Origin of the sequence: Pantoea sp. 18069 (assembly GCF_902706035.1) — a bacterium.
Lineage (GTDB): Bacteria > Pseudomonadota > Gammaproteobacteria > Burkholderiales > Burkholderiaceae_C > Comamonas.
In genome coordinates, this window is sequence record NZ_CACSJA010000001.1 from 404,740 (window position 1) to 425,443 (window position 20,704).

Sequence of the window (20,704 nt, forward strand, 5' to 3'; positions counted from 1 at the left end):
CCTGCCCGCCCGCCATTGCGGAAGTACACATCGCCAAGGAGGCCCCTGGCGCGGCCGGCCGGCCCACACAGGGCTGGGAGCCGGTGACGCTGCCCGACAACTGGACCACGCGATGGCCTGATTACAGCGGCGCGGCCTGGTACCGCATCACGCTGCGCCAGGACTGCGCCGCCGCCCAGGGTGGCAGGGAGCCGGTTGCGCTGCTTGTGAGCTCGATCAATATGGCCGGGGAGGTCTATCTCAACGACACCCTGCTGTGGCGTGATGCAAGCCTGCAGGAGCCCTTGACGAGAAGCTGGAACACCCCCCGCTACTGGATCCTGCCCGACGCGGCGCTGCATGCGAGCGACAATGCCCTCTGGATCCGCGTCCAGGGCCAGGCGCTCGTCTATCCCGGCCTGGGCCTGGTCAGGATAGGCCCCCCGGCACAGATGCACGCGCTGTTTGAAGAACTCTGGTGGGCAACGCGCACGGCCTACGAGATCAATCTGGTGGGAACGCTGTTTATCGCGGCCTTGTTTGCCGGCATCTGGCTGCTCTACCGCAAGCAGTCCGTGTATGGCTGGTTCGCGCTGCTGAACCTGGCCTGGGCCGTGTTCATCTACAACGTGGTCGCGACCGATCCCTGGCCATTCGGCGATACGGTGGGCGTGGCGCGGGCCAACACCATCGCGTTCATGGTGTTCTGCACCTGCTATGCCATTTTCATTTTCCAGCTGCAGGGGCGCGCCCTCCCACGCTGGCAGGAACGGGGCCTGCAGGCCCTGACCGTGGTCCTGTCACTGCTGATCGCACTGATGCCGCAAAAGCATCTTGATTTCACGATGCATCTGAGCGTGAGAGCCCATATGCTGGTGTTCGTGATCGCCTGCATTGTGCCGCTGGTCCATGCCTGGCGCAGCCGCAGGATCACGGATGTTTTCTACGCGTCGCCGGGCCTCGGGTTCTTGATCATCGCGGCGTACGATGTGCACACCTACTACATCCAGACGCCTGAACCCGTTCTGCTGACGCCCTACACCAACCTGATCACCATGGCCGTGATCACCGCCTTGCTGGGCTCGCGCATCGCGGCCAGCATGCGCCGCACCGAACGCTTCAACGTGGAACTCACGGCCGCGGTCGAGCAGGCCTGCCGGGAACTTGAAACCACGATGGGCAAGGAACACCAGTTGGCGCTGTCCAATTCACGCCTGCAGGAGCGCCTGCAGTTCATCCACGACCTGCACGACGGCTTTGGCAGCGCGCTGGTGCGGGCCATCGTCCAGGCGGAGCGCAATGCCGCAGCCCATGCAGAGGCCGGCCGCCACGTCTCCACCCTCAAGTCCCTGCGCGATGATCTGCGCAACGTGATGGACGGCGGGCGTACCGTGCACGCCGACACGCCCGCGACGCCGGCCGAATGGATGGCGCCGACACGCCACCGTTTTTCCACGCTGTTCGATGAAATGGATGTGACCAGCCACTGGTCCTGCCTGGCGGCGTGGCCCCGGCCGCCAAGCGTGGCGCTGTGCCTGGAGCTCACCCGCCTGCTCGAAGAGGCCCTGTCCAATGTGCTCAAGCACAGCGAAGCGACCGAAGTCGAGATCACGCTGGCCGCAGACGCGCAGGGCGCGCTCCTGCTCGAAGTGCGCGACAACGGCGTGGGCTTCGACATCGCCGTCGTGAGCCACGAAGCCGGCGGCATAGGCCTGTCATCCATGCAGGCCCGGGTCGCCAGGCTGGGCGGCCAGCTTCACCTCGAATCCCGGCCAGGCCACAGCCTGGTGCGTGCCAGCCTGGGGCGTTGATCCGGCCAGGTCGTAAACAATGACCTGGCCGGCGGCTTCAGACATACGGTTTGGTGGGAGTGAAAGGGAAAGGCTTGTGCAGGGACGATCAGTCCTGCGGCGAGGAAGCTGACCGGCGGATGCCCCAGCTGGCGAGCGCCGCCTCTGTGCTCGAGCCGCGCATGGCGACGCCGCTCGCGATCTGGGAAGGGGTGCGGGAGAAGCGAGGTGCGGGTGCTGGATGCAACGCCCCGTCTACTTCGACGAAATTCTTGCGCTGGGCCAAGTGCTCATGAACGGCCAGATCAGACAAAGAAAGAATCGGCGACACACAAGCCTCAGTCCCGGCAAATACCGCAAGCCAGTGCTCGCATGGATGCCGCCGGAATATGGCGGAGAAACGCTCCCGCATCGCCGTCCAAGTAGAGCGGTCATGCTGCTTCGGCAGCGGCTCGCCTGGCAGGCCCAGGCCCTTGAGCAGGGCCGCGTAGAAGCGTGGCTCGATCGCACCGACTGCCAGGTACTTCCCGTCGGATGTCGCATAGGTCCCATAGAACGGGGCTCCACCATCCAGCCAGTTCGACTGCCGCTGGTCGGTCCATTCGCCGGCCTGCCATTGGCCAAAGATGGGGGCCAGCAGGGCAAGGCATCCATCCACCATCGCAGCGTCGACCACCTGGCCCTTCCTGCTGGTCCTGGCCTCGCAAAGGGCGGCCAGCACTCCCACCAGTAGCAGCATGCCGCCGCCGCCAAAATCGCCGATCAAATTCAAAGGCACGGCAGGCGGTCCATCCAACGGGCCGATGGCGTGCAGCGCACCGGTGGTCGCAATGTAATTGATGTCATGGCCAACCGCCTGCGCGAGCGGCCCGGTCTGGCCCCAGCCCGTCATGCGCCCATACACCAATGCGGGGTTGTGCGCGAGGCAGTCGTCTGGGCCCAGGCCAAGGCGCTCCATCACGCCAGGACGCAGGCCTTCCAGAAGCACGTCAGCCCGACCGACCAGGTCCAGTACGAGAGCACGGCCTTCGGGCGTCTTGACGTCAGCAAGCACCGAGCGTTTGCCCCGCCCGTTGAACTGGAAGCGCTCGTCGCGCTGCATCCCCATGTGCTGCGCCTCGGGCCGATCCAACCGGACCACATCGGCGCCCATGTCGGCCAGCATCATGCCGGCCCAAGGCACGGGGCCAATGGCTTCCATCTCCAACACGCGCAAACCGGCCAGAGGACCTTGTTTCATTGCGATCCCCCGAACTTAACTGGCGATGGCATACCCGTGAGGCTCTGAACGGACGCAATTGCCACGGCACACGCCAGCAGCGTGACGACCGCCACCGCCATTACGGCATGTGCCGATGGCGCCAGCGCAGCTTGGCCGCTCAGCAGCTGCCGCCGCCGCCAAGCGCCATAAAAAATGATAGCGCCCGACGCCAGCAGCAACACCAAGCCCAAGGCCGTGATCGGCGCCTCACGGCCCGTCCAGCCCGCGCGCAAGGCCAGCAATGCATTGACCAGCATGGCCAGGCCGGTACGACTCCAGGCCAGCGCCGTGCGCTCGGCCTGCAAGCCGGGGTCCCGGGGCCACGGCTTGCAGGCCGCCTCGTGCGGGCCCATCGTGTAACCGCCGTGCTGATGGCCCTCTTCCTTTGGCAGTGGCAGGGCGGGGCTCATGCCTGCACCACCAGCAGGAACACGATCACGGCCGAGATACCCAGCGTGGCAGCAGAGATCAGCGCAATGGCCAACGTTCCCGGCAGTCTGCCTGCGTGGCGCATGGCGATCTCATTCGCGCGCCAGCGCACATAGGCCAGCGCGCACAGCGCAGCCGCGAGCACGCCAAGTGCGATGGCCAGGGCCACGACCAGCAGACGCGGGCCGAGCGTGGTGGAGAACTGCTCCAGCAGCACACCCCCGGCCAACAACGCCAGGGCGGTGCGGATCCAGGCAAGGAAAGTGCGCTCATTGGCCAGCGAAAAGCGGTAATCGGGCTCCGCCCCTTCCTGGCGCCATTGCGGCTCGCGCGCCGTGCGCACTTTCTTGGCTTGGGACTGATCGGTGTACTTCACAGCGCCCTCACTTGCTCATGTCGATGACCGTGCGGCCACGGATCTGGCCGGCAAGCGTACGGACCAGGTAGAACGCCAGTTCCTCCATGCCGATCACATGGGCGATCTGCGCCAGGTGCTTTGGCCGGTATGCGTTGGCAATCTTGTGCCAGACGATCTCCCGCACCGGCATGGGCGAATTGGCATTGACGCCCAACAGGCGGATACCGCGCAAAATGAAGGGCAGTACCGTAGTTTCAAGCGCGGCGCCGCCGGGCAGCATGGTGCCTGGCAACGGGCGCAAAGCTTTGAAGGTGTTCATGGCTGGATAGGTTTGGAGTTGCATCACCCATGGCGCGGCATGGGCCTTGTGGCCGCTTACACGACGCCTTGCGCCTTCAGCGCCGCAAGCCCGGCGGCATCGACGCCAAACTCGGCAAAGACCTGGGCGTTGTGCTCGCCCACGTCAGGCCCGGTGCGCGGAATCGGCATGCTCCGCCCCAGCACACGCGGAACAATGCACGGGGCGGGCAAGCTGCCATACAAGGGGTCGGGCAGGCGAACGATGGCCTCGCGCGCCACAAACTGCGGGTCGGCCGCTATGTCCTCTATCGTGTAGACCTTGCTGAACGGCACGCCGGCGGCCTCCAGCGTGAGTGCAATGTGTTCGTAAGAGTGGGCGGAAAACCAGTCCGACAAGGCCGCGTCGAGTTCACCCAGGTTCTGCACGCGGTGCGGGTTGGTGTCAAAGCGCGGGTCGCTGGCCCAGTCCGCCTGCCCCAGGGCCTGTGCCAAGCGCGCGAAGATGGCGTCCGACGAAGCCACGACGGTGAAATACACCTTCTCCTGGCTCGCGTACATATTGCTGGGTGCGGTATAGCTCGCGCAATTGCCTTCCGGCCTGCGCACCAGGCCCAGTTGCTCGTGCTCCACCGGCAAGGGGTCGAGCAGGCGAAACAGCGCCTCTGTGGCAGACAGATCGATCTCCACGCCCTTGGCCTGCGGGTCTCCCCGCAACCGCGCGATTTCTGCCGCGATGGAGAACGCGGCAAACAGGCCCGCCACCGCATCGCCCACCGGGAAATTGGAGTGCAGCGGCGATCCGCCTTTCTCGCCCGTCAGGCTGGTAAAGCCGCTCTTGGCCTCGAAGATGCGGGCAAAACCGGGGCGCAGGCGGTCGGGTCCGGTCTGGCCAAACCCCGTCAAGCGCAGGATGATCAGGCGCGGATTGGCGGCAAACAGCGTGGCCGCGTCCAGGCCCCAGCGGTCCATGGTGCCGGTACGAAAGTTCTCAATCAGGACATCGAAGCTTGGCAGCATCTGCAAGAGCAAGTCGCGCCCCTGCGCCTTGCGCACATCCAGGGAGATGCCGCGCTTGCCGCGGTTGGCCACCTTCCACCACAGGGCAGTGCCGTCCTTCACGGGTTGCAGCGTGCGCAAGGGGTCGCTGCCATCGGGCAACTCCAGCTTCACCACGTCTGCGCCATGGTCGGCGCACAGGGTGGCACCAAAGGGGGCGGCCAGGACAGTGGCCATGTCAAGAATGCGCACGCCCGTCAGGGCGCCGCTGTAGTTCGATGTTGCACTCAACTGAATATCTCCGTGGCGTAGGGCTTGCATACACGGGGTTTTGCCAGAGTCCTTTTCGCTGCACAACAGATGTTTTGCACAGCGAAACAAGCTGCTCAACGCATTGACTCGGCAGCAACCCAAAACCATCATGGGCTCCAACATACGCAAGCCACACACCATGTCCCACATCCATTTGCCCGGTCTGGTCAACCCGCACGACCTGAGCGCCGATCGCCAGTTCTCCATGAACCTGGCGCGGGGCATGGAGGTACTGCGTGCGTTTACGCAGGCCGACCCCATGCTGGGCAACCGCGAGATCGCCGACCGCACCGGACTGCCCAAGCCCACCGTGTCGCGACTCACCTACACGCTCACCCTGCTGGGCTACCTGAGCCGCGTGGAGGGCTTGCAGAAATACCGTCTGGGCTCGGGCGTTCTGTCGCTGGGTTATCCCTTGCTGGTCAACATGCGCGTGCGCCAGATCGCACGTCCGATCATGGAGAAATTGGCGCGGGAGACGGGCTGTAGCGTCAACCTCGGGATGCGCGACCGCACCAACGTCGTCTATGTTGATACGTGCCGGGTGGATCAAGGCAATGTGTACCAGCCCGACATCGGCAGCACGCGCCCGCTGCTGTCCACAGCCATCGGGCGCGCCCTCATCCTGGCCTGCCCGCTGCCGGAACGCAAGGCGATCCTCAACCGACTCAAGGTGGAAGACCCCAAGCGCTTCGCCGCCGAAAAGGCGCAGTGGGAGGCCGAGCAAAGCGCATTTGCCGAACGCGGCTACTGCTATTCGAGCGGCGACTGGCACAAGGACATCCATGCCGTGGCGGTGCCCATCCGCCAGGCAGCACGCGAAGAACCCCTGGCGCTCAATTGCACCATGTCGACTTTTCGGCTGGGCAAGGACACGCTGGAACAACTGACGGCCCTCCACCTGCTCGACGCCGTCCAGCAGATTGAACGGGCCTGTGGCCTGCAATAACCCACGAGAGAGAAAACCATGATTCGCAACCCTGAAAGATTCAAGCAGCTGTTGACCGAAGTGCGCCATGTGGTGCGCACGGAATTCATGCCGCTCGAGGCGTCGATCGACCAGGACGACCAGATTCCAGAGCCCGTGGTGCAGCGCATGCGCGAACTCGGCTTGTTTGGCCACAGCATCCCCGAGGCCTACGGCGGCGCGGGCTTGACCTCCGAAGAACTGTCTCTGGTCAACATCGAGGTGTCACAAGCAGCCACCACCTTTCGGGCACGCTTTGGCGGCAACACCGGAATCGCATCCGAATCGCTGGTCGTCGATGGCACCGAGGAACAAAAGCAGCGCTATCTTCCCCGCCTGGCCAGCGGTGCGGTCACCGGATGCTTTGCGCTCACCGAGCCGGATGCCGGCTCTGACGCCACCGCCCTCAAAACCGAGGCCGTGCGCGATGGCGATGACTACGTCATCAGCGGCCGCAAATGCTTCATCACCAATGCGCCGATCGCCGACTTGTTCACCGTGTTTGCCCGCACCGACATGAACGCCAAGGGCGCAGCAGGCATCACGGCGTTTCTGATCGAGCGCGGCACGCCGGGTCTGAGCACGCCGCCGGCTTACCGAAAAATGGGCCAGCACGGATCGCCCGTGGGTGAAGTGCTGCTGGACCGCTGCCGTGTACCGGCCAGTGCCATCCTTGGCGGCCAGACCGGCACCGGGTTTCGCACGGCGATGAAGGCGCTGAACAAGCAGCGCATCAACCTGGCCGGCCTGTGCATCGGCCCCGCCATCCGTCTGGTGGACGAGATGGTGGAGCGGGCCAGCACACGCAAGCAGTTTGGCCAGCCTGTGGCAGAGTTCCAGATGGTCCAGCAGATGATTGCCGAGAGCAACGTCGATGTGCACGCCGCACGGGCCCTGCTGCTGGAGACAGCACGCAAGCGCGATGACGGACAGGATGTGACGCTGGAAGCATCCATGTGCAAGCTGTTCGCCTCTGAAATGTGCGGCCGCGTGGCCGACCGGGCAGTGCAGATTTTTGGCGGCGGTGGCTACATTGCCGACAACGTGGCCGAGCGCTTTTACCGCGACGTGCGCCTGTTCCGCCTGTACGAAGGCACCAGCCAGATCCATCTCGTCAACATCGCGCGCCGCACCATCGCCCTGGCGCAGGCGCACAAGGCACAGCCATGAACCTGCTGGTCAAGTTCGCCACGATCGCCTGCGTGCCATTTGAAACATGACCGTCACCCCGTGGACTTAGGCGCAATCAAGCCGCGCTCTTATCTGCATCTCGTTCGCGGCCAGAGGCGGGAGCCGAACGCCCTGCCTCCACTCTGAAGGGCTGCGTCGCATCCGTCCTGCGTCTGCGCAAAGCCCGAACCGATCTCATCAGCCTGACGGCCCTTGACACCAATGCATCGACGAAGCGCGGAACATACCGCGCACCGCCCTCACCTCAGACCCACAGCATCAGCTTTCACAGCAGGAGACAAACATGACCCGATTCGTCCGCCGCCAGGCTCTGGCACTCTCTCTGGGCGCGGCCACGCTCGCCACCATGCCAGCGTTCGCGCAGGAAGCAGCCTACCCCAGCCGCCCCATTCGCATCATCGTTCCGTTCTCGGCTGGCGGGGTGGTGGACTCGACTGCCCGCATCATTGCAGAGAAGTTGGGTGCCAAATATGGCCAGCCTGTCATCATCGAGAACAAGACCGGCGCTGGCGGAGCGATCGGCACCGAATTCGTAGCCAAGTCCGCGCCCGACGGCTACACCCTGCTGGCCGTGAGCCCCAGCCACGCCGTACTGCCCAGCATCACCAAGAACCTCAACTGGAATCCCGTGCGCGACTTCCGGGCCATACAAGGCATAGGCACGGTTCCCAACCTGTTTGTAGTGCACCCCAGCGTGCCCGCCAAAACAATGTCCGAGTTGCTGGTACTGGCGAAAAAAAGCACCGAGCCCCTGTCGTATGCCACCGCTGGCACCGGTACCTCCAACCATTTGTCGGGGGAGCTGCTCGCCCAGATGGCCGGTGTGCAGCTCACCCATGTGCCGTACCGTGGCCAGTCCGATGCCATGAACGATCTGCTCGGGGGGCGCGTGACGATGATGCCGCTGACCGCCGCCATCGCCGGGCCCCACGTCAAGACCGGCAAGCTGCGCGCGCTGGCCGTCACCACCGCTCAGCGTGCAACGGGTTTTCCGGATCTGCCCACAGTCGCAGAGGCCGCCAAGCTGCCCGGCTACGAGGTGGGAACCTGGTTAGGTTTGGTGGCACCCGCCAAGGTATCCGATGCTGTGGTGCGCAAACTCTCCGCCGATGTCGCCGACATCCTGGCAATGACGGACGTGAAAGCCAAGTTTGCCACCCTGGGCATGGAGATGGCGCCAGCAAATCCCGCAGAATTCGACGCCTTGGTGGCCGCTGAAGCCAGCCGCTGGAACAAGGTCCTCAAACAGGCCGGCGTAGAGCCCCAGTGAGCCGGCAAGGGGCGAGCACCATGACGAACCCGTTGCGCACACCACTTTGCGAGACCCTGGGCATCGCCCATCCCATCTTCGGCTTCTCGCACTCTGTCGATGTGGTGGTGGAGATAGCGAAGTCAGGCGGCTTTCCCGTGCTGGGACTGGCACGTGAAATGCCCCACGAAATTCCACAGATACTGCAAGAGGTAGACGCACGCATGCAAGGGCGCCCCTACGGGGTGGACTTGATGCTTCCGTCGCAGGTGCCTCGGCAAGGCAATATCCAGGAAGTTCGCGCCGCGCTGCCCGGTGCGCATGTGGACTTTGTCCAGCGCCTGCGCGAGCGCTTCGCCGTGCCCGCGCCCACCAAGCCCAGCTTCTTCACTACGCAGGTGCGCTCTGAAGAGCTGTTTGAATCCCAGATAGAACAGGTCCTGGCCTCCAATGCCATTGGCATTGCCACGGCCATCGGACTGCGAGCGGACCTGATTGCCCGTGCCAAGGCGCGTGGCAAGCTCACCTTTTCGCTCATCGGCTCAACGCGCCATGCGCAAAAGGCGCTGGCCCTGGGGGTCGATGTACTCGTAGCCCAAGGCTACGACGCGGGTGGCCACACCGGCAGCATCGGAACCTTCTCGCTGGTGCCGCAAATCGTAGCCGTGGCCGGCAATACACCGGTCCTCGCCGCAGGCGGCATCGGCACCGGCGGCCAGATCGTGGCGTCGATGGCCATGGGAGCGCAAGGCGGATGGCTCGGCACCTTGTGGATGGCAGCCGCAGAAAACCACACACCACCGGCGCTGCTACAGCGCCTGATGGACAGCGGCAGCGAGGACACGGTCATCACCCGAGCCCACAGCGGCAAGCCTTGCCGCGTGGTGCGCAGCGACTGGATTGACGCCTGGACCGCTGCTGGCGCCCCGGAACCGCTGCCCATGCCCATGCAGCAGGCACTCACCGGCGACGTCTTTGCCTCCATGCACGAAAATGATGACCCATACCTCATTTACGAAGCAGCCGGGCAAAGCGTGTTCGCCATCAGAAAACCGACCACGGTAGCCGCACAAATGGCGGAACTCACCGCGCAAATGCACGCATCGCTTGGACAGATAAATGCATGGGGCGAGTTGCGTTCGCGGTGACCCCACTCCAGGGATCCTCTGCGCAAATCCCTGCGGTCGTTGTCAGTTCGGCTCGGGCGGTCCACTGCGTTGCTTTTCTTGCCAATAGCACCCTGCTATTACGAGAATCTGCAACGACGCAAACCGCCCCCCCCCCAAGGCACTGTCCCTAAAGGTTGGGACGCGCTGTTCTAGGTAATTAAAGTCGTAAACACAAGGCTAGCATTCATGCGCCTTTCAAGGCTATCACGCCCTAGAACTACTTTTCTAAAGTCGTAAACTACTTTCCGCACGTCTTGACCTGCCGCTCTGGGCTCACCTCCTACGAACTACTGCTCCCTGGATCCACCTCCACAGAACCCGGTGCGATTCAAGGCCGCCTTCTCGGCGGCCGACCAGCGCCGCCTGCGCTGGTTTCGAGTGATGATCTCTATCGTAGTCATACGAGCAGTCCTATGCCTATCTGGAAGATATGCGATAGACCGTGTCAGGAGATTCAGGGGGCTATCTCGTGGAAGCGATTCACATAACGACCCCATAGCGAGCCGAACTGCGCTGAACTGGCGAACTCGAGCATGACGCGGTAGGCCGCGTCCTCCTCTGGAGCAGGGAACAGCGCTTTGAACGTCAGGCCGGTTTCATAAACCGCCGGGGCCAGCCGAAAGATGCACACCACTGTCTCAGCCAAGCGGTTGACATGGTCACTGTGCCCTCCCTGAAAGAACAGTGCCGACTGGGCGGCTGGCCGCATGGAGCCAAATCCGAACTGATCGAGATCTTCGCAGTCGTGCAGCGAGCCCTGTGTCGAATGCGTCACTGCCTGACAAGCAACTACCACGGGCCAGTCCTCCTCCGAACTTGGCCAGGTGTCAGGCGCCATTACTTCGTAGCGAGCCATAACGTTCGATTTCGAGTACCGATTCGTCGCAAACCAGGCTGCGACGTCGGGGTTTCGGGTGATGTCCAAGCCGTGCGTGGGAAGGCCATAGTGTTGCGCAAGGGCCATGATTGCGCGATCTAGACGGCACTGTGGTGAACGCACCATCTCCTGCCAATCATTGAGGCGGCTCTTGCCCATGATTCGATCTTGCAACGCGACCTTCTGCTCTAGAAACAAGCGTAGCGCGAAGTGAACGTCGTCATAGGCGTAGTCGGTATCACGCGATGCAGCAGTCACCAAAGAGGGTTCCCGCGCGCAAGAGTCACCGAACAGCATGCGCTGGACGTCTGCTCCCCGGGCTAGGAGGTGTAGTTTTCCTTGCCCGCGAAAGAAGACCCCACCTTCACTCCTGATCGGGATATTGGCAGACAGGGAGCGTAGTTCATCCATGCCATGCACACGCACGACAGGGGCGCAATAGTGCTTGCAGCGCACGAGCGACTCAATGGGCAGGCTGTTGTAGAAGTCCGTGTAGTGATCCCTCAGCACGTTGCGTGCGCCGAAGAGCGCCTGCTTACCTAGCTTTCGTGCCCAAAACGCGGCTCGATAGTGCTTATCAAGCATGAGACCAGGAAACTTCGAAATGGGGTCGGTAATCGGAAGCTCGCGCATGACATCTTCGCTTGGAAGATTCGCCCCATTGAGTTCGTCGATAGGGATGGACCCGAAGACAGTCGGGTCTCCTTGGGCCAACGCGACGTCGGCATACAGGTTCATGGGTACGAGGGCGAGGCCGCCGCCGTGCAAAACATCGGCGTCCTGTTGCGAGTAGTTCATCCTCTTCGCGTAGGTCACATTCAGGCTCTTGTGGGTGATCTGCCGGATCGTGGCGTAGTAGGAGAGGTATTGGATATTGGCCGCACCTCCCAGCCAAGCTCCCAACGAGGCCATCGCGTATTGGATCTCGGTCGGCATCTGTCGCGGATACTCTGAAACAATCCTCATGAAACTCGCATCAAAGCCTGCACGGTTCACAGCCTCTTCTCTGCCCGGCACCAGTTGGGAGATGGAGTTGCCATGCACTCCCACGATGGCCACCAGTTGCGAGACAAGGCTTGAGTACGCCGCTGGCCAAGGAGTATCTTCGCCCCAGTAAAGCAAGTCGCCTTGCTCGGCGATTGCGAACTTCCCTTTCGTCCCAACGAGAGAGAGGATCTGCTTTCGGGCCCGGTTGGACGACAGCATGCTCCCCACCATGGCAATTTCGGCGGACGTGACGTCGACTTGCCGGAGCAGCCCGCGCCAAGCTGCAAGCAGCGCGCTTCGCTTTGCGGAGGGAGCCGAAAGTGGGAAACTAAGATGGCTTCCGGTGCGCGACCCCTTGTCTGCCGCTTGCTCCAAGCGCTCTAAATCGACCGCCAACTTGGGAAACTTAACATGGCTGAATACCTCCAAAAAAACGTTGTCGCGGTTCATCTCACCTACTTCCTCAGTTCGTGCGGCGACGAAGCCTAGCACCCCAGTCAAACTGACTGTCAGCCGTCTTCTAGTTAAAAAGTGTCTCGATTAAACCGAGCAGGTCACTACCCCGAACGGATGACAGCTGCCCTGGAGTACAAGATTGCGATGAAGGTGCTGCGGCTAGTCACATTCACCTAGCATCGTGGCCGGACAGGTTGGGCTGGCACCGAGATCGACCAGATCGGCATCGACGATGCCAAGCGGTGCGGCGGCAAATCGCAGCCAGGCGTCCAAAGTGTCAATCTGCACAAAGCGCGTGGGTACTTCATATGGAGGAAACCGCAGCCAAAAATGCATGTCCTTGGACACGTAGAGTTCCGTCACCGAGAACGGTTTGTCTGCAGGTGCGGGCCAGCCGAGCAGGGTCCGCAGCGTGTCCGCGTTCTCGGCGAGGAAGTCGCGCCGCCGCTCGATCTTCCGCAGTTGGCCAAGCTCGTTGCCGCCCCCGAAAATCCGATCCCGCAGCCGACGTGTGTCCTTCAGGCAGAACGCCGGTTGGTTGTACTTACACTCAGCCGTCAGCCACTGGTTCTCCTCCGGCCGGTACGCCAGTACGTCGAAATCCCCGACGTCAGGAAACTGCAGCTTCGGAAATCGATACTTGAAGTCGATGCCCTTGATGGCGTGAGGCATGACGCGGGCACAGACTTCGTGCGCACGATCCTCCAAGCCATCTTCCAGCTCTTTCTTGAGTTTACCTACCGCCGCTCGCATCGCCGGCCAGGGGTAATCGGCCGGCAGATAGCCTGCCGCGATAGACCCCGTCCAAATGCGCTTTGCCCGCCCCACCGCAGCTGCTCCCCACAGCACGCGGCCATCCGGCAGCGCGATTAGTGGTCGAATGGTGTGGCTTGGAATGCTCCCAGACGGGGACATCGTCTTCCACGACATCCTTGCCGATCAGTTGCCAGGCCTGGCCGGGAGCGAGTAGGAGGAACTCGATCACCGCCAATGCGGCGTCCAGCGGCATGTCGGGGTGGGCGTCCACTGCCCGCTCCGCGATGATTTTCCGGTCGCTAACGTAGCCGCATGCCAGTGCCTGAGCGCCCCCAGCCGATACCCACAATATGAGCGTGGAGAGTACTTGCAGCATGTGCGAATAGGTGAATCGCAGGTCTTTCGCGAAGGCTGCGTCCAGCACCGCTATGTATTCCTGCATCGACAGCGCCGTGGTGATCTTGTCTTTCTCCGCAACGTTGACACCCAACCGCAGGGCTGCCATCTCCCTCCCAAATATCTCTTCCTGCGCATCACGCTTCTCTGAGTAGAAGACTTCCGGGACGTACTGGTGATCCACCCGCAGACCACCCACGTCAATGCCGTTGTGTAGCACGTCACTGGCGCCATACAGAACAAAAAGCCAGTCAACCATGGCCTGAACGGAGAGAACCGTCTCGGCACGCACTGGCGAAGCCTGTGGCGAAGTCAGAACCAGCCCGCTTTCCAACAGGTACCGGTAGTTCCTGCTCTCGCGAACAAACTTTTCGTGGGCTTCAGCCAGGGATTGCTCTCGGTCGAAATCCACCTCGTGGCGAAGGCTCTGCTTGATCCGCAACTCATCCCGATCATAGGTAGCGATCAACGCATCGTATTGCTCGATGCAATACCGCAGCAGGCTTTCACGATCCAGCGCGCGAATGCGCTCATGCACCGCGTCCCGGTAAGCCATACGGGCCGGGTCGATCAACGCCTTGGCTGCCGCAAGCGTGTACGTTCCCGGGATCACTCCTTGCGCCTTCAGTAGGATGGCCAAGTCACGCCGGGCCACCTTGTAGTCTTCCGGCCTTGGCACTTGCGGCTGAGTGAAGTCGGGCACATCCACCATACGCTGCATGCGGCCTAGGTTAAAGCGCGGCGGTCGGCCAGCCGTTCCCGCAAGAGCTTCCCCCAACTCGGGCGGCATCGGGGCACCCAGCGCCGTGAACAAGCGCTCTACGACAGCTACTGCACACGCGACCTCGAAACGCGCATCTTTGGCACCGTCTAGGTCTTCTAACAGCTTCGCCAGATTGACCGTGAGTCGCGCCTGATAGCTGTGCGAGTCACCACGCGGCCTCTCGTCCCATGCCGTGATCAGGGGCATAGCCACCGCCTGCTCAATCTGCTCGTCCGCAGCGGATGCCAACAGATGGGGAGCGCTGAAGCAATGCAGATTTACCCGCCGAAAGGGAAGCCGCAAGAACGGCGAGATGATCTCCCCCCGTTCGGCGATGCTGTCGGCGGCGCAATGCACAAAGTGTTCAAGCAACGAACCATCCCGCGGCTCTAAACCGACCGCGTCGACATCAAGGATGAAATGCAGGGTGCATGTCCCGATCACTGACGACCATGCCAATTTGGGCGCTGTCTTAGCGGTGACCCGAGTCAACGAACTCACGCCGTTGCGCTCATGTGTCTCCCAAGCACTTTCTTCGTCCGGGAAGATGAGCGGTGCTCGCTGCCAGAACGCCTTGAGCTGCCCGTAGCGCCAAGACGCCCCCCAATGGGGATCCAGACCCAGAAAACTCGGGATCACAGCGCCTTCAACAATCTGGGCATGGGCATCACGGAACGACCCGAAAAGGTCACCCAGATCGCTGAACAGACTGCCACCGAATTCGCGCAAACCATCCACGTAGTTCCAAAACCGCGCCAGTTCATCCACCGATTCGATCGAATCAAAAATCGTGCACGCATCCACCAAACTCATCAGGCGCGCATCGGTACTTGGCGGCTTGATCATCGAGAGCCCAGTGGACACCGGCGTGTTCACCAGGATGATTTTTACGGCCGACGGCCCTGGAACCGCCCCGAGTGCATCACGAAGCTGGAAGCCGTCGAAGGTTCCGACGACCTGCAAGCCCCAGTCCGAGTTCCGCATGACACGGCGCATCGCAGTCACGGCCTTGCCAGCCTGGGCCAGTTGGCCGGGCGGCACGGGCACTACCAGAAAGTAGTGCGGCCCGTCGACAAGCACTGCCGCGACTGCCAGCGGCACGCGCTCAAGGCGCGACCGAAGCTGCAGCGGTCCGGTCAGACATGAGCGGCCCCCGATCCGTTTCGCGACATAGGCACCCAAACGCGCCGCAACCAGGGCCGGAGCACCCAGCGCAGCCCTAGCCCAGACGTCGATCACGACCGTCGTCGCGTTACGAAGGGACATGGCACGCAGTGTCCCGTCTATTTGGACCGCCAGCCAGGGCAGCGCCACTCCGTTCATCACCGCGTCGCCGAAACCGCTCGCACCCTTCCAGGAGGTGGGTTTCCCCAACTCCACGACGTAGTCGGCCCGAAGCTGCTCGGTCGCAGGCAGCTGCAGCAATGCCGCCCTGGCGGCTTCCCAAAAAGATGCGGGCGGCACCTCAATGTGCCCTGGACTCCATTGATCCTCTCGATCGTCGCTATTCCGTGGCACCTGACGTAAGAGTTGCCCCTGCAAACGGATCGCGCACTCTAGATCGGCTACGGCCTGGGTGCCATTCCCGTGGCAGATGCGGAACGCATCCATGTGATCGACAACGCGTTGGACGAGGCCACCGTACAGGATGGCGATCTGCTCCTGCCCAAGGAAGACCTTCACCTCGCCCCAATCCGCCTCAGGCACATAGTCCTCCAGCATGGGGAAGTCTGGCAAGGCTTCGATCAATGCGCTACAGAATCCCGCGAAGTCTTCGTAGGTGACCATGCTGTCGGGTGTGAAGGTGTCCACCGGAATGGACACCAGCAGGCTGAAGGCCAACTGGTGCTTGATCTGGCTCGCGCGATTCGGCTGCCACAGGTCCGAGATGTTGACCGCTGTGAGTACGTCTCCAGGATGGAATCGCGTAAGGACCGCGCGCACCCGCCCGCAAGATGCCTCGAAGGCCTGCTCAAACATCTTCCGCTGCTCGTCAATCGACCGCTGAATTTCGGGCGCCAGCTGCAGCTTCCCTGCTGACACTCGAGACGGCTGCTTGCGCTTCTTCTTACTCATTCGTCTTCTTCCTTTGTCCCAACCAGACCGGACGAGGTCGCAACACAGGCCGTGAATTTAGGAGATTCGCCCAAATTCTGCTGTGGTGCTTTAAAGCATGGTGAACCGCCCCGGGCTTCGTGGAGGCCGATTGGACGGCCACGGCGATGGCTTGACTTAAACCAATCAGACTCCGCTAATCCCAGCGCGGATCAAAAAAATGTAAGCCCTCATTTGCAGAGCAAAATTAACCGAATCCAAGTACTCCGTTTTAATGGAGCAAAGCTCTAGTTTCCCTTATTTTTTGACATCAATGCTGCATAAAATTCGCTCATTCCAAGGAGGCCTGAAATATGAGCGATGAAAAATTTGACCCCAAAGAAATTCCAAATTCCAAATTGGAAGGCGAGGTTGAGGTCCCCGGCCAGCCGGGCCGCCCCAGCGCTGCGGAGTCCAGCATTACCCCAAACGTCGCACTTGGCATGGAGGCGACGCAACTGGGCAAGTTCTCTACGAAAGGCGGTACAGGGTTCGCCGCTGAAGACGCCAACGCACTCTTTGACGAACGCATGGGCCGTACTGTGGAGCGCACGGGCCTAGACAATGCAAAGAACGGCGCTGACCGCATTGTCGATGGAGTGTCCATTCAAACCAAGTACTTCGACTCCGCTAGTCGCTCCGTGAACTCCGCCTTTGACAGTGAAACGGGCCTCTATCGCTACGACACGATGCAGCTTGAGGTCCCCAAAGACCAGTACGAGGCGGCTGTGAAGCTGATGGAGAAACGGATTTCCGAAGGCAAAGTTCCCGGGGTCACTAACCCAGCAGACGCGCCGAAGATGGTTCGTCAAGGCAATGTCACGTATCAACAGGCTCGAAATATTGCGCGGGCTGGAAATATCGATAGCCTGACATATGACGCCAGAAACAGTGCAGTAATTTGCTCTGCTGCATTCGGTTTTAGCTTCGTCGTGGAATTTAGCTCTGGCATTTGGCGCGGTGAAAACCCTGTTGGCGCCATGAAAAACGCGGCTCTTAAAGGAATACAGACCGCCGGCATTGCCTTCTTCACTAGCGTCGGTAGCGCGCAGCTGCTCCGTACGCAAGCAGCCCGAATGGGGACCATTTTTATCCGAAGCGGTCTTAAAAACGTCAGCAAAACCAATCTGGGCAAGTCCGCCATCCACAGAATCGCAGAAGTCTCGCTGGGTAAGTCCGTTACCGGCGCGGCAGCCGTCAACCATGTGTCAAAGCTGCTGCGCAGCAACGCAATCACGGGTGCCGTCACCGTCACCGTGCTGACCTTGCCCGACCTCTACAAAGCAAGTATTTCAGGCAGCGCCTCATGGGCACAACTGGGCAAGAACCTTGTGGTGAACACCACGAGTGTCGCGGCTGGCACCGGAGGCTGGATAGGCGGCACCGCAGCTGGGGCTGCTCTCGGCAGCGCATTTCCCGTCGTCGGAACCGTGATCGGCGGAACTGTCGGCGGTGTTCTCGGCATGCTGGGCGGAGGCGTAGCTGGGGGCTTCGGCGCCAAAAAAGCAATGGACTACCTCATAGAGGACGACGCGGTTGAAATGCAGGCCATCCTTAACAAGGAACTGCAGCTCATCGCCAATGACTATCTGTTCACGCAGCAGGAATTCGACAAGTACCTGGAATTGGTGGGTGACATCATCCCCAATAGCTTCTTGGGGGACCTTTATGCCGCGAAGGACCGCCCTGCCTACATCCGCCAACACTTTGAGGAGTACGCGTACGAGCTCACCAAGAACCGCCAGCCCATCGTGATGGTGACTGACGAAAAGGTGCTTGCCTTTATCGGACAGATGCTCGAGAGGGCAGAAGCGGGTGAACCTCTTGATGATGCCGCTCCTTACGATCCCGCGGCGTATGCTCCCAACTTCGTTCTCTCCTCGGGACCACTTTCCCCAATTGACACATCGTCGGCAATCGAATTAGCGGCTGTGTTCGCCAAACAGAACACCGGGCTAGCGGGCACGATTCTGGGCAAGTTCTTGTAAGGAGCAGCTGGTATGAACAATACGTCTCCTCTAGAGCAATTGGCAGCTTTTTCCATTTGCTTTACTGCTGGCGCGCTTAGTGTCCTGGCTCTGGCTGCTTACACCAAAGTCGTTAGAAACAGACCTCAATCGCTCAAGGACTAGAGGTCCTACCACGACATTCCCGAAATACAGCTGCTTAGTGGCCGTCTCCTCTCAGAACCCAATTTTTTATGAGCGAACAACCAGGCGTCCCCCTCAAAAGCGAGCTGTTCCTCAAAAGCTCAGACCAATTTCGCAGAGCTTTACGCCGAGTCATCAACCAGTCTGGCGTGGCCGCTGACGGAGAAGCTCGCCCCGTTACACGCCAAGCTTTGAGCGCAAGCGCCGACATCGCGGCCTCGACAATCAACAAGTTGTTGGTGAGCGATGATAAGGCGCGGGCAGAACCGCCCAACCCCACACTGGAAGTCATTTGTAAGCTGGGAGAAGCCCTGAACGTGTCTCCTGCCTTGCTCCTGATGACCGAGGACGACTGGAAAAAGCTGGCCTCTGCCATGGTCACCTATATGACGGTGTTGGCGCCGTCGGAAAAGTTCAGGGACTTCGTGACTCAGACCAGACTCAACAATGACTACACCGGCATTGCCTCAAATGTCGCAAAGGATGCCCAAGAAATCGCAAAGATGTGCGGCTTCGGCCTTCGTGCGACAGAGGCAGCAAAAACAACCATTGCCGCGACCAGCCAGACTTTACCCATTCGAGACCTTAACCCCGAACATCGACCGCTACTGATGGTGATATGCGCAATCTTTGCGTTGTCTGCCCAGCAGCACCAGCCCCTCGCTGAACTCACCTAATACTTCTCATGTCCAAATACACTCCCCTGCTTGCCAAGCCCTCCGACCTTACAACTGTTCTGAATGTCGCCGACGCAGAAGACCTCTGCGTACTAGCCGACTACATAACAGACAACGGCGAAGGGCGGCTTTCCCTTGACAGCGATGCCAATAAGAAACTCGCCGGCTGCAGCAAGCATAAGGTCTTCGCCCAAGCCGACAGAAATCTGATTGCCAAGGAAATTCTTCTGTTCGGCGGCAACACTATCGCAAACATCTATCGAAGCCTTTTTAGCAGCAGCGACACCATCAGCTATTCCGAGCTGGTTCAGGATGTAGCCAAAAAGGCAAGTGCCCAGTTCTCAGAAAGCGACCCCTTACAAGATATTGAGCAAGCCATACTGATTCGCATCTTCAAGCAGGCTTTTGAGAAGATGTCAGAAGCCGAGCGCAAACGAGTACTGGATGATCTGGGCATCACCAGTATTGCTACATTGCGCAGCATCGGCAGGGGCTCAGTTGCTGGTGCTACCGTCAGCACCGCGTTGTCCATGGCCAGCTTAAACATCGCCACAATGGTCGCTTCCGCAGTTTCGTCACAGATGCTAGGCCGTGCCTTTGTGGGGGGGGCCGCTTTTGCCGGCTCGCGAAGCGCTGCCGCCCTAGCGGGCCCCATTGGCATCGCCGTGGCCACACTGTGGACCTTGGCGGACCTCTCTAGCCCTGCATACCGAGTCACGCTCCCTTGCGTGGTGCAAGTGGCATACATGCGCCAAAAGTATCTAGCCGCTCTGCACTCGAACAAGTGCCCCAGTTGCTCGACTGAAAACATTCCCAATGCGAAGTTCTGCAGCGAATGCGGAACACCTATGGCTAAGGTCTAGATCTAGCAGTGACCCGTCCTGCGATAAGTTTGAGGCCGGTAGATCAAAAAAAATGGGGGGTTATTGACCTCCTCTTGGTGCTGGGCAGTGGCTACGAACGTTTCAAAAACCCACCCGACTTCTACCGTGACGCGTGCTCGCCTCTGAAGTCGACACTGACGGCGCAAGACTTCACTGATCCTGCTAGCGGGTTGACTGTGGTTCTGCGGCGAGATTGACGAAGTGGCTGATCGGCCTGAGAGAGGGCTGATCGAGCCTTTTTTCGGTCTCAACTCTATTCATCTCTGGATCTGCGACAAGTAATAGGTCGATCAAGGCCGGCCCGTTACCCTGTCGAGTGAGGGTAAGCAAGCGTCGCCACCGGCTACAGTCGGCCAGGAGCGGTCGTCTGGAATGTTCGACGCATGTGTAGCATCGACCGGTTGAATCCACACTGCGAAGCCGACGCCGAGCTGACATGAGCGAGAGGTCGCAAAAGGCTGGATGCCGACGTCGAGTGGAAAATCTCAGAGGGCGGCAATGCGCCCAAAACCGGATACTCTCAGCATGCTAGGCACTAACGTCCCGGTCAGTGCGCATCAGCGACTCACCATACATGTCTAGGCTGGTACAGCTATCATGTTCGCCTTAAAGATGGCGCAGCCAATCATCTATAAGGTCGCCGCTAGATATCGAGCAACCAGG

The 20,704-nt window shown here is 60.9% G+C and carries 16 protein-coding genes; 8 read left to right on the top strand and 8 right to left on the bottom strand.

The genetic code is table 11. The features are described 5' to 3' along the window. The first annotated feature begins 83 nt into the window (after nt 1-83). Nucleotides 84-1,790, top strand: a complete 1,707-nt coding sequence (locus GVL12_RS01990) for an ATP-binding protein (protein WP_159910952.1) — start codon at nt 84-86, stop codon at nt 1,788-1,790. Nucleotides 1,791-1,878: 88 nt separating this feature from the next. Here the strand turns inward: GVL12_RS01990 and GVL12_RS01995 are convergent, their stop codons facing one another. The 5 genes from GVL12_RS01995 to GVL12_RS02015 are packed head-to-tail and all read right to left on the bottom strand — an operon-like array spanning nt 1,879 to nt 5,404. Further along, nucleotides 1,879-3,009 (bottom strand): CaiB/BaiF CoA-transferase family protein, encoded by a 1,131-nt coding sequence (locus GVL12_RS01995; protein ID WP_159910953.1) that lies wholly within the window; start codon nt 3,007-3,009, stop codon nt 1,879-1,881. Next, nucleotides 3,006-3,440: a DUF202 domain-containing protein gene (locus tag GVL12_RS02000; RefSeq protein WP_159910954.1), complete on the bottom strand. Its 435-nt coding sequence runs from the start codon at nt 3,438-3,440 to the stop codon at nt 3,006-3,008. Before GVL12_RS02000 ends, GVL12_RS01995 begins: the two co-directional genes overlap by 4 nt. Next, a complete protein-coding gene (locus GVL12_RS02005) occupies nt 3,437-3,835 on the bottom strand; it encodes a YidH family protein (RefSeq protein ID WP_235033783.1) in 399 nt (132 codons plus the stop codon). The genes GVL12_RS02000 and GVL12_RS02005 overlap by 4 nt, the downstream gene beginning before the upstream one ends. 7 nt (nt 3,836-3,842) lie before the next feature. Then, nucleotides 3,843-4,136, bottom strand: a complete 294-nt coding sequence (locus GVL12_RS02010) for a hypothetical protein (protein ID WP_159910955.1) — start codon at nt 4,134-4,136, stop codon at nt 3,843-3,845. Between the two features lie 56 nt (nt 4,137-4,192). Further along, on the bottom strand, nt 4,193-5,404 hold the full coding sequence (locus GVL12_RS02015; protein ID WP_200843424.1) for a CaiB/BaiF CoA-transferase family protein: 1,212 nt from the start codon (nt 5,402-5,404) through the stop codon (nt 4,193-4,195). A gap of 160 nt (nt 5,405-5,564) precedes the next feature. Here GVL12_RS02015 and GVL12_RS02020 point away from each other — a divergent pair, with 160 nt between their 5' ends. The 4 genes from GVL12_RS02020 to GVL12_RS02035 all read left to right on the top strand — a co-directional run bounded on the left by GVL12_RS02020 (nt 5,565) and on the right by GVL12_RS02035 (nt 9,980). Continuing rightward, nucleotides 5,565-6,374: an IclR family transcriptional regulator gene (locus tag GVL12_RS02020; protein WP_159910956.1), complete on the top strand. Its 810-nt coding sequence runs from the start codon at nt 5,565-5,567 to the stop codon at nt 6,372-6,374. A gap of 18 nt (nt 6,375-6,392) precedes the next feature. After that, the gene (locus GVL12_RS02025) at nt 6,393-7,562 is read left to right on the top strand and encodes an acyl-CoA dehydrogenase family protein (RefSeq protein WP_159910957.1); all 1,170 of its coding nucleotides are present in this window, start codon (nt 6,393-6,395) and stop codon (nt 7,560-7,562) included. Between the two features lie 304 nt (nt 7,563-7,866). Next, complete coding sequence (locus GVL12_RS02030; protein WP_159910958.1) at nt 7,867-8,853, top strand: tripartite tricarboxylate transporter substrate binding protein; 987 nt, start codon at nt 7,867-7,869, stop codon at nt 8,851-8,853. Between the two features lie 20 nt (nt 8,854-8,873). Further along, nucleotides 8,874-9,980 carry a nitronate monooxygenase family protein gene (locus GVL12_RS02035; RefSeq protein ID WP_159910959.1) on the top strand — a complete coding sequence of 369 codons (1,107 nt, stop codon included), beginning with the start codon at nt 8,874-8,876 and terminating at the stop codon, nt 9,978-9,980. Nucleotides 9,981-10,455: 475 nt separating this feature from the next. On the opposite strand, the gene GVL12_RS02040 is transcribed toward GVL12_RS02035, so the two are convergent. From GVL12_RS02040 to GVL12_RS02050, 3 genes are all read right to left on the bottom strand, one after another. Then, a complete protein-coding gene (locus GVL12_RS02040) occupies nt 10,456-12,315 on the bottom strand; it encodes an FRG domain-containing protein (RefSeq protein ID WP_159910960.1) in 1,860 nt (619 codons plus the stop codon). 165 nt (nt 12,316-12,480) lie between these two features. Beyond that, nucleotides 12,481-12,993: a hypothetical protein gene (locus GVL12_RS02045; protein WP_159910961.1), complete on the bottom strand. Its 513-nt coding sequence runs from the start codon at nt 12,991-12,993 to the stop codon at nt 12,481-12,483. A gap of 61 nt (nt 12,994-13,054) precedes the next feature. Continuing rightward, entirely contained in the window at nt 13,055-16,312 is a 3,258-nt protein-coding gene (locus tag GVL12_RS02050; protein WP_159910962.1) for a hypothetical protein, read from the bottom strand. A gap of 332 nt (nt 16,313-16,644) precedes the next feature. On the opposite strand from GVL12_RS02050, the gene GVL12_RS02055 reads away from it, so the two are divergent. From GVL12_RS02055 to GVL12_RS02065, 3 genes are all read left to right on the top strand, one after another. After that, nucleotides 16,645-18,318 carry a hypothetical protein gene (locus GVL12_RS02055; RefSeq protein ID WP_159910963.1) on the top strand — a complete coding sequence of 558 codons (1,674 nt, stop codon included), beginning with the start codon at nt 16,645-16,647 and terminating at the stop codon, nt 18,316-18,318. Nucleotides 18,319-18,530: 212 nt separating this feature from the next. Continuing rightward, entirely contained in the window at nt 18,531-19,157 is a 627-nt protein-coding gene (locus GVL12_RS02060; protein WP_159910964.1) for a hypothetical protein, read from the top strand. Nucleotides 19,158-19,165: 8 nt separating this feature from the next. Next, on the top strand, nt 19,166-20,020 hold the full coding sequence (locus GVL12_RS02065) for a zinc-ribbon domain-containing protein (RefSeq protein ID WP_159911002.1): 855 nt from the start codon (nt 19,166-19,168) through the stop codon (nt 20,018-20,020). Nucleotides 20,021-20,704 lie beyond the last annotated feature (684 nt).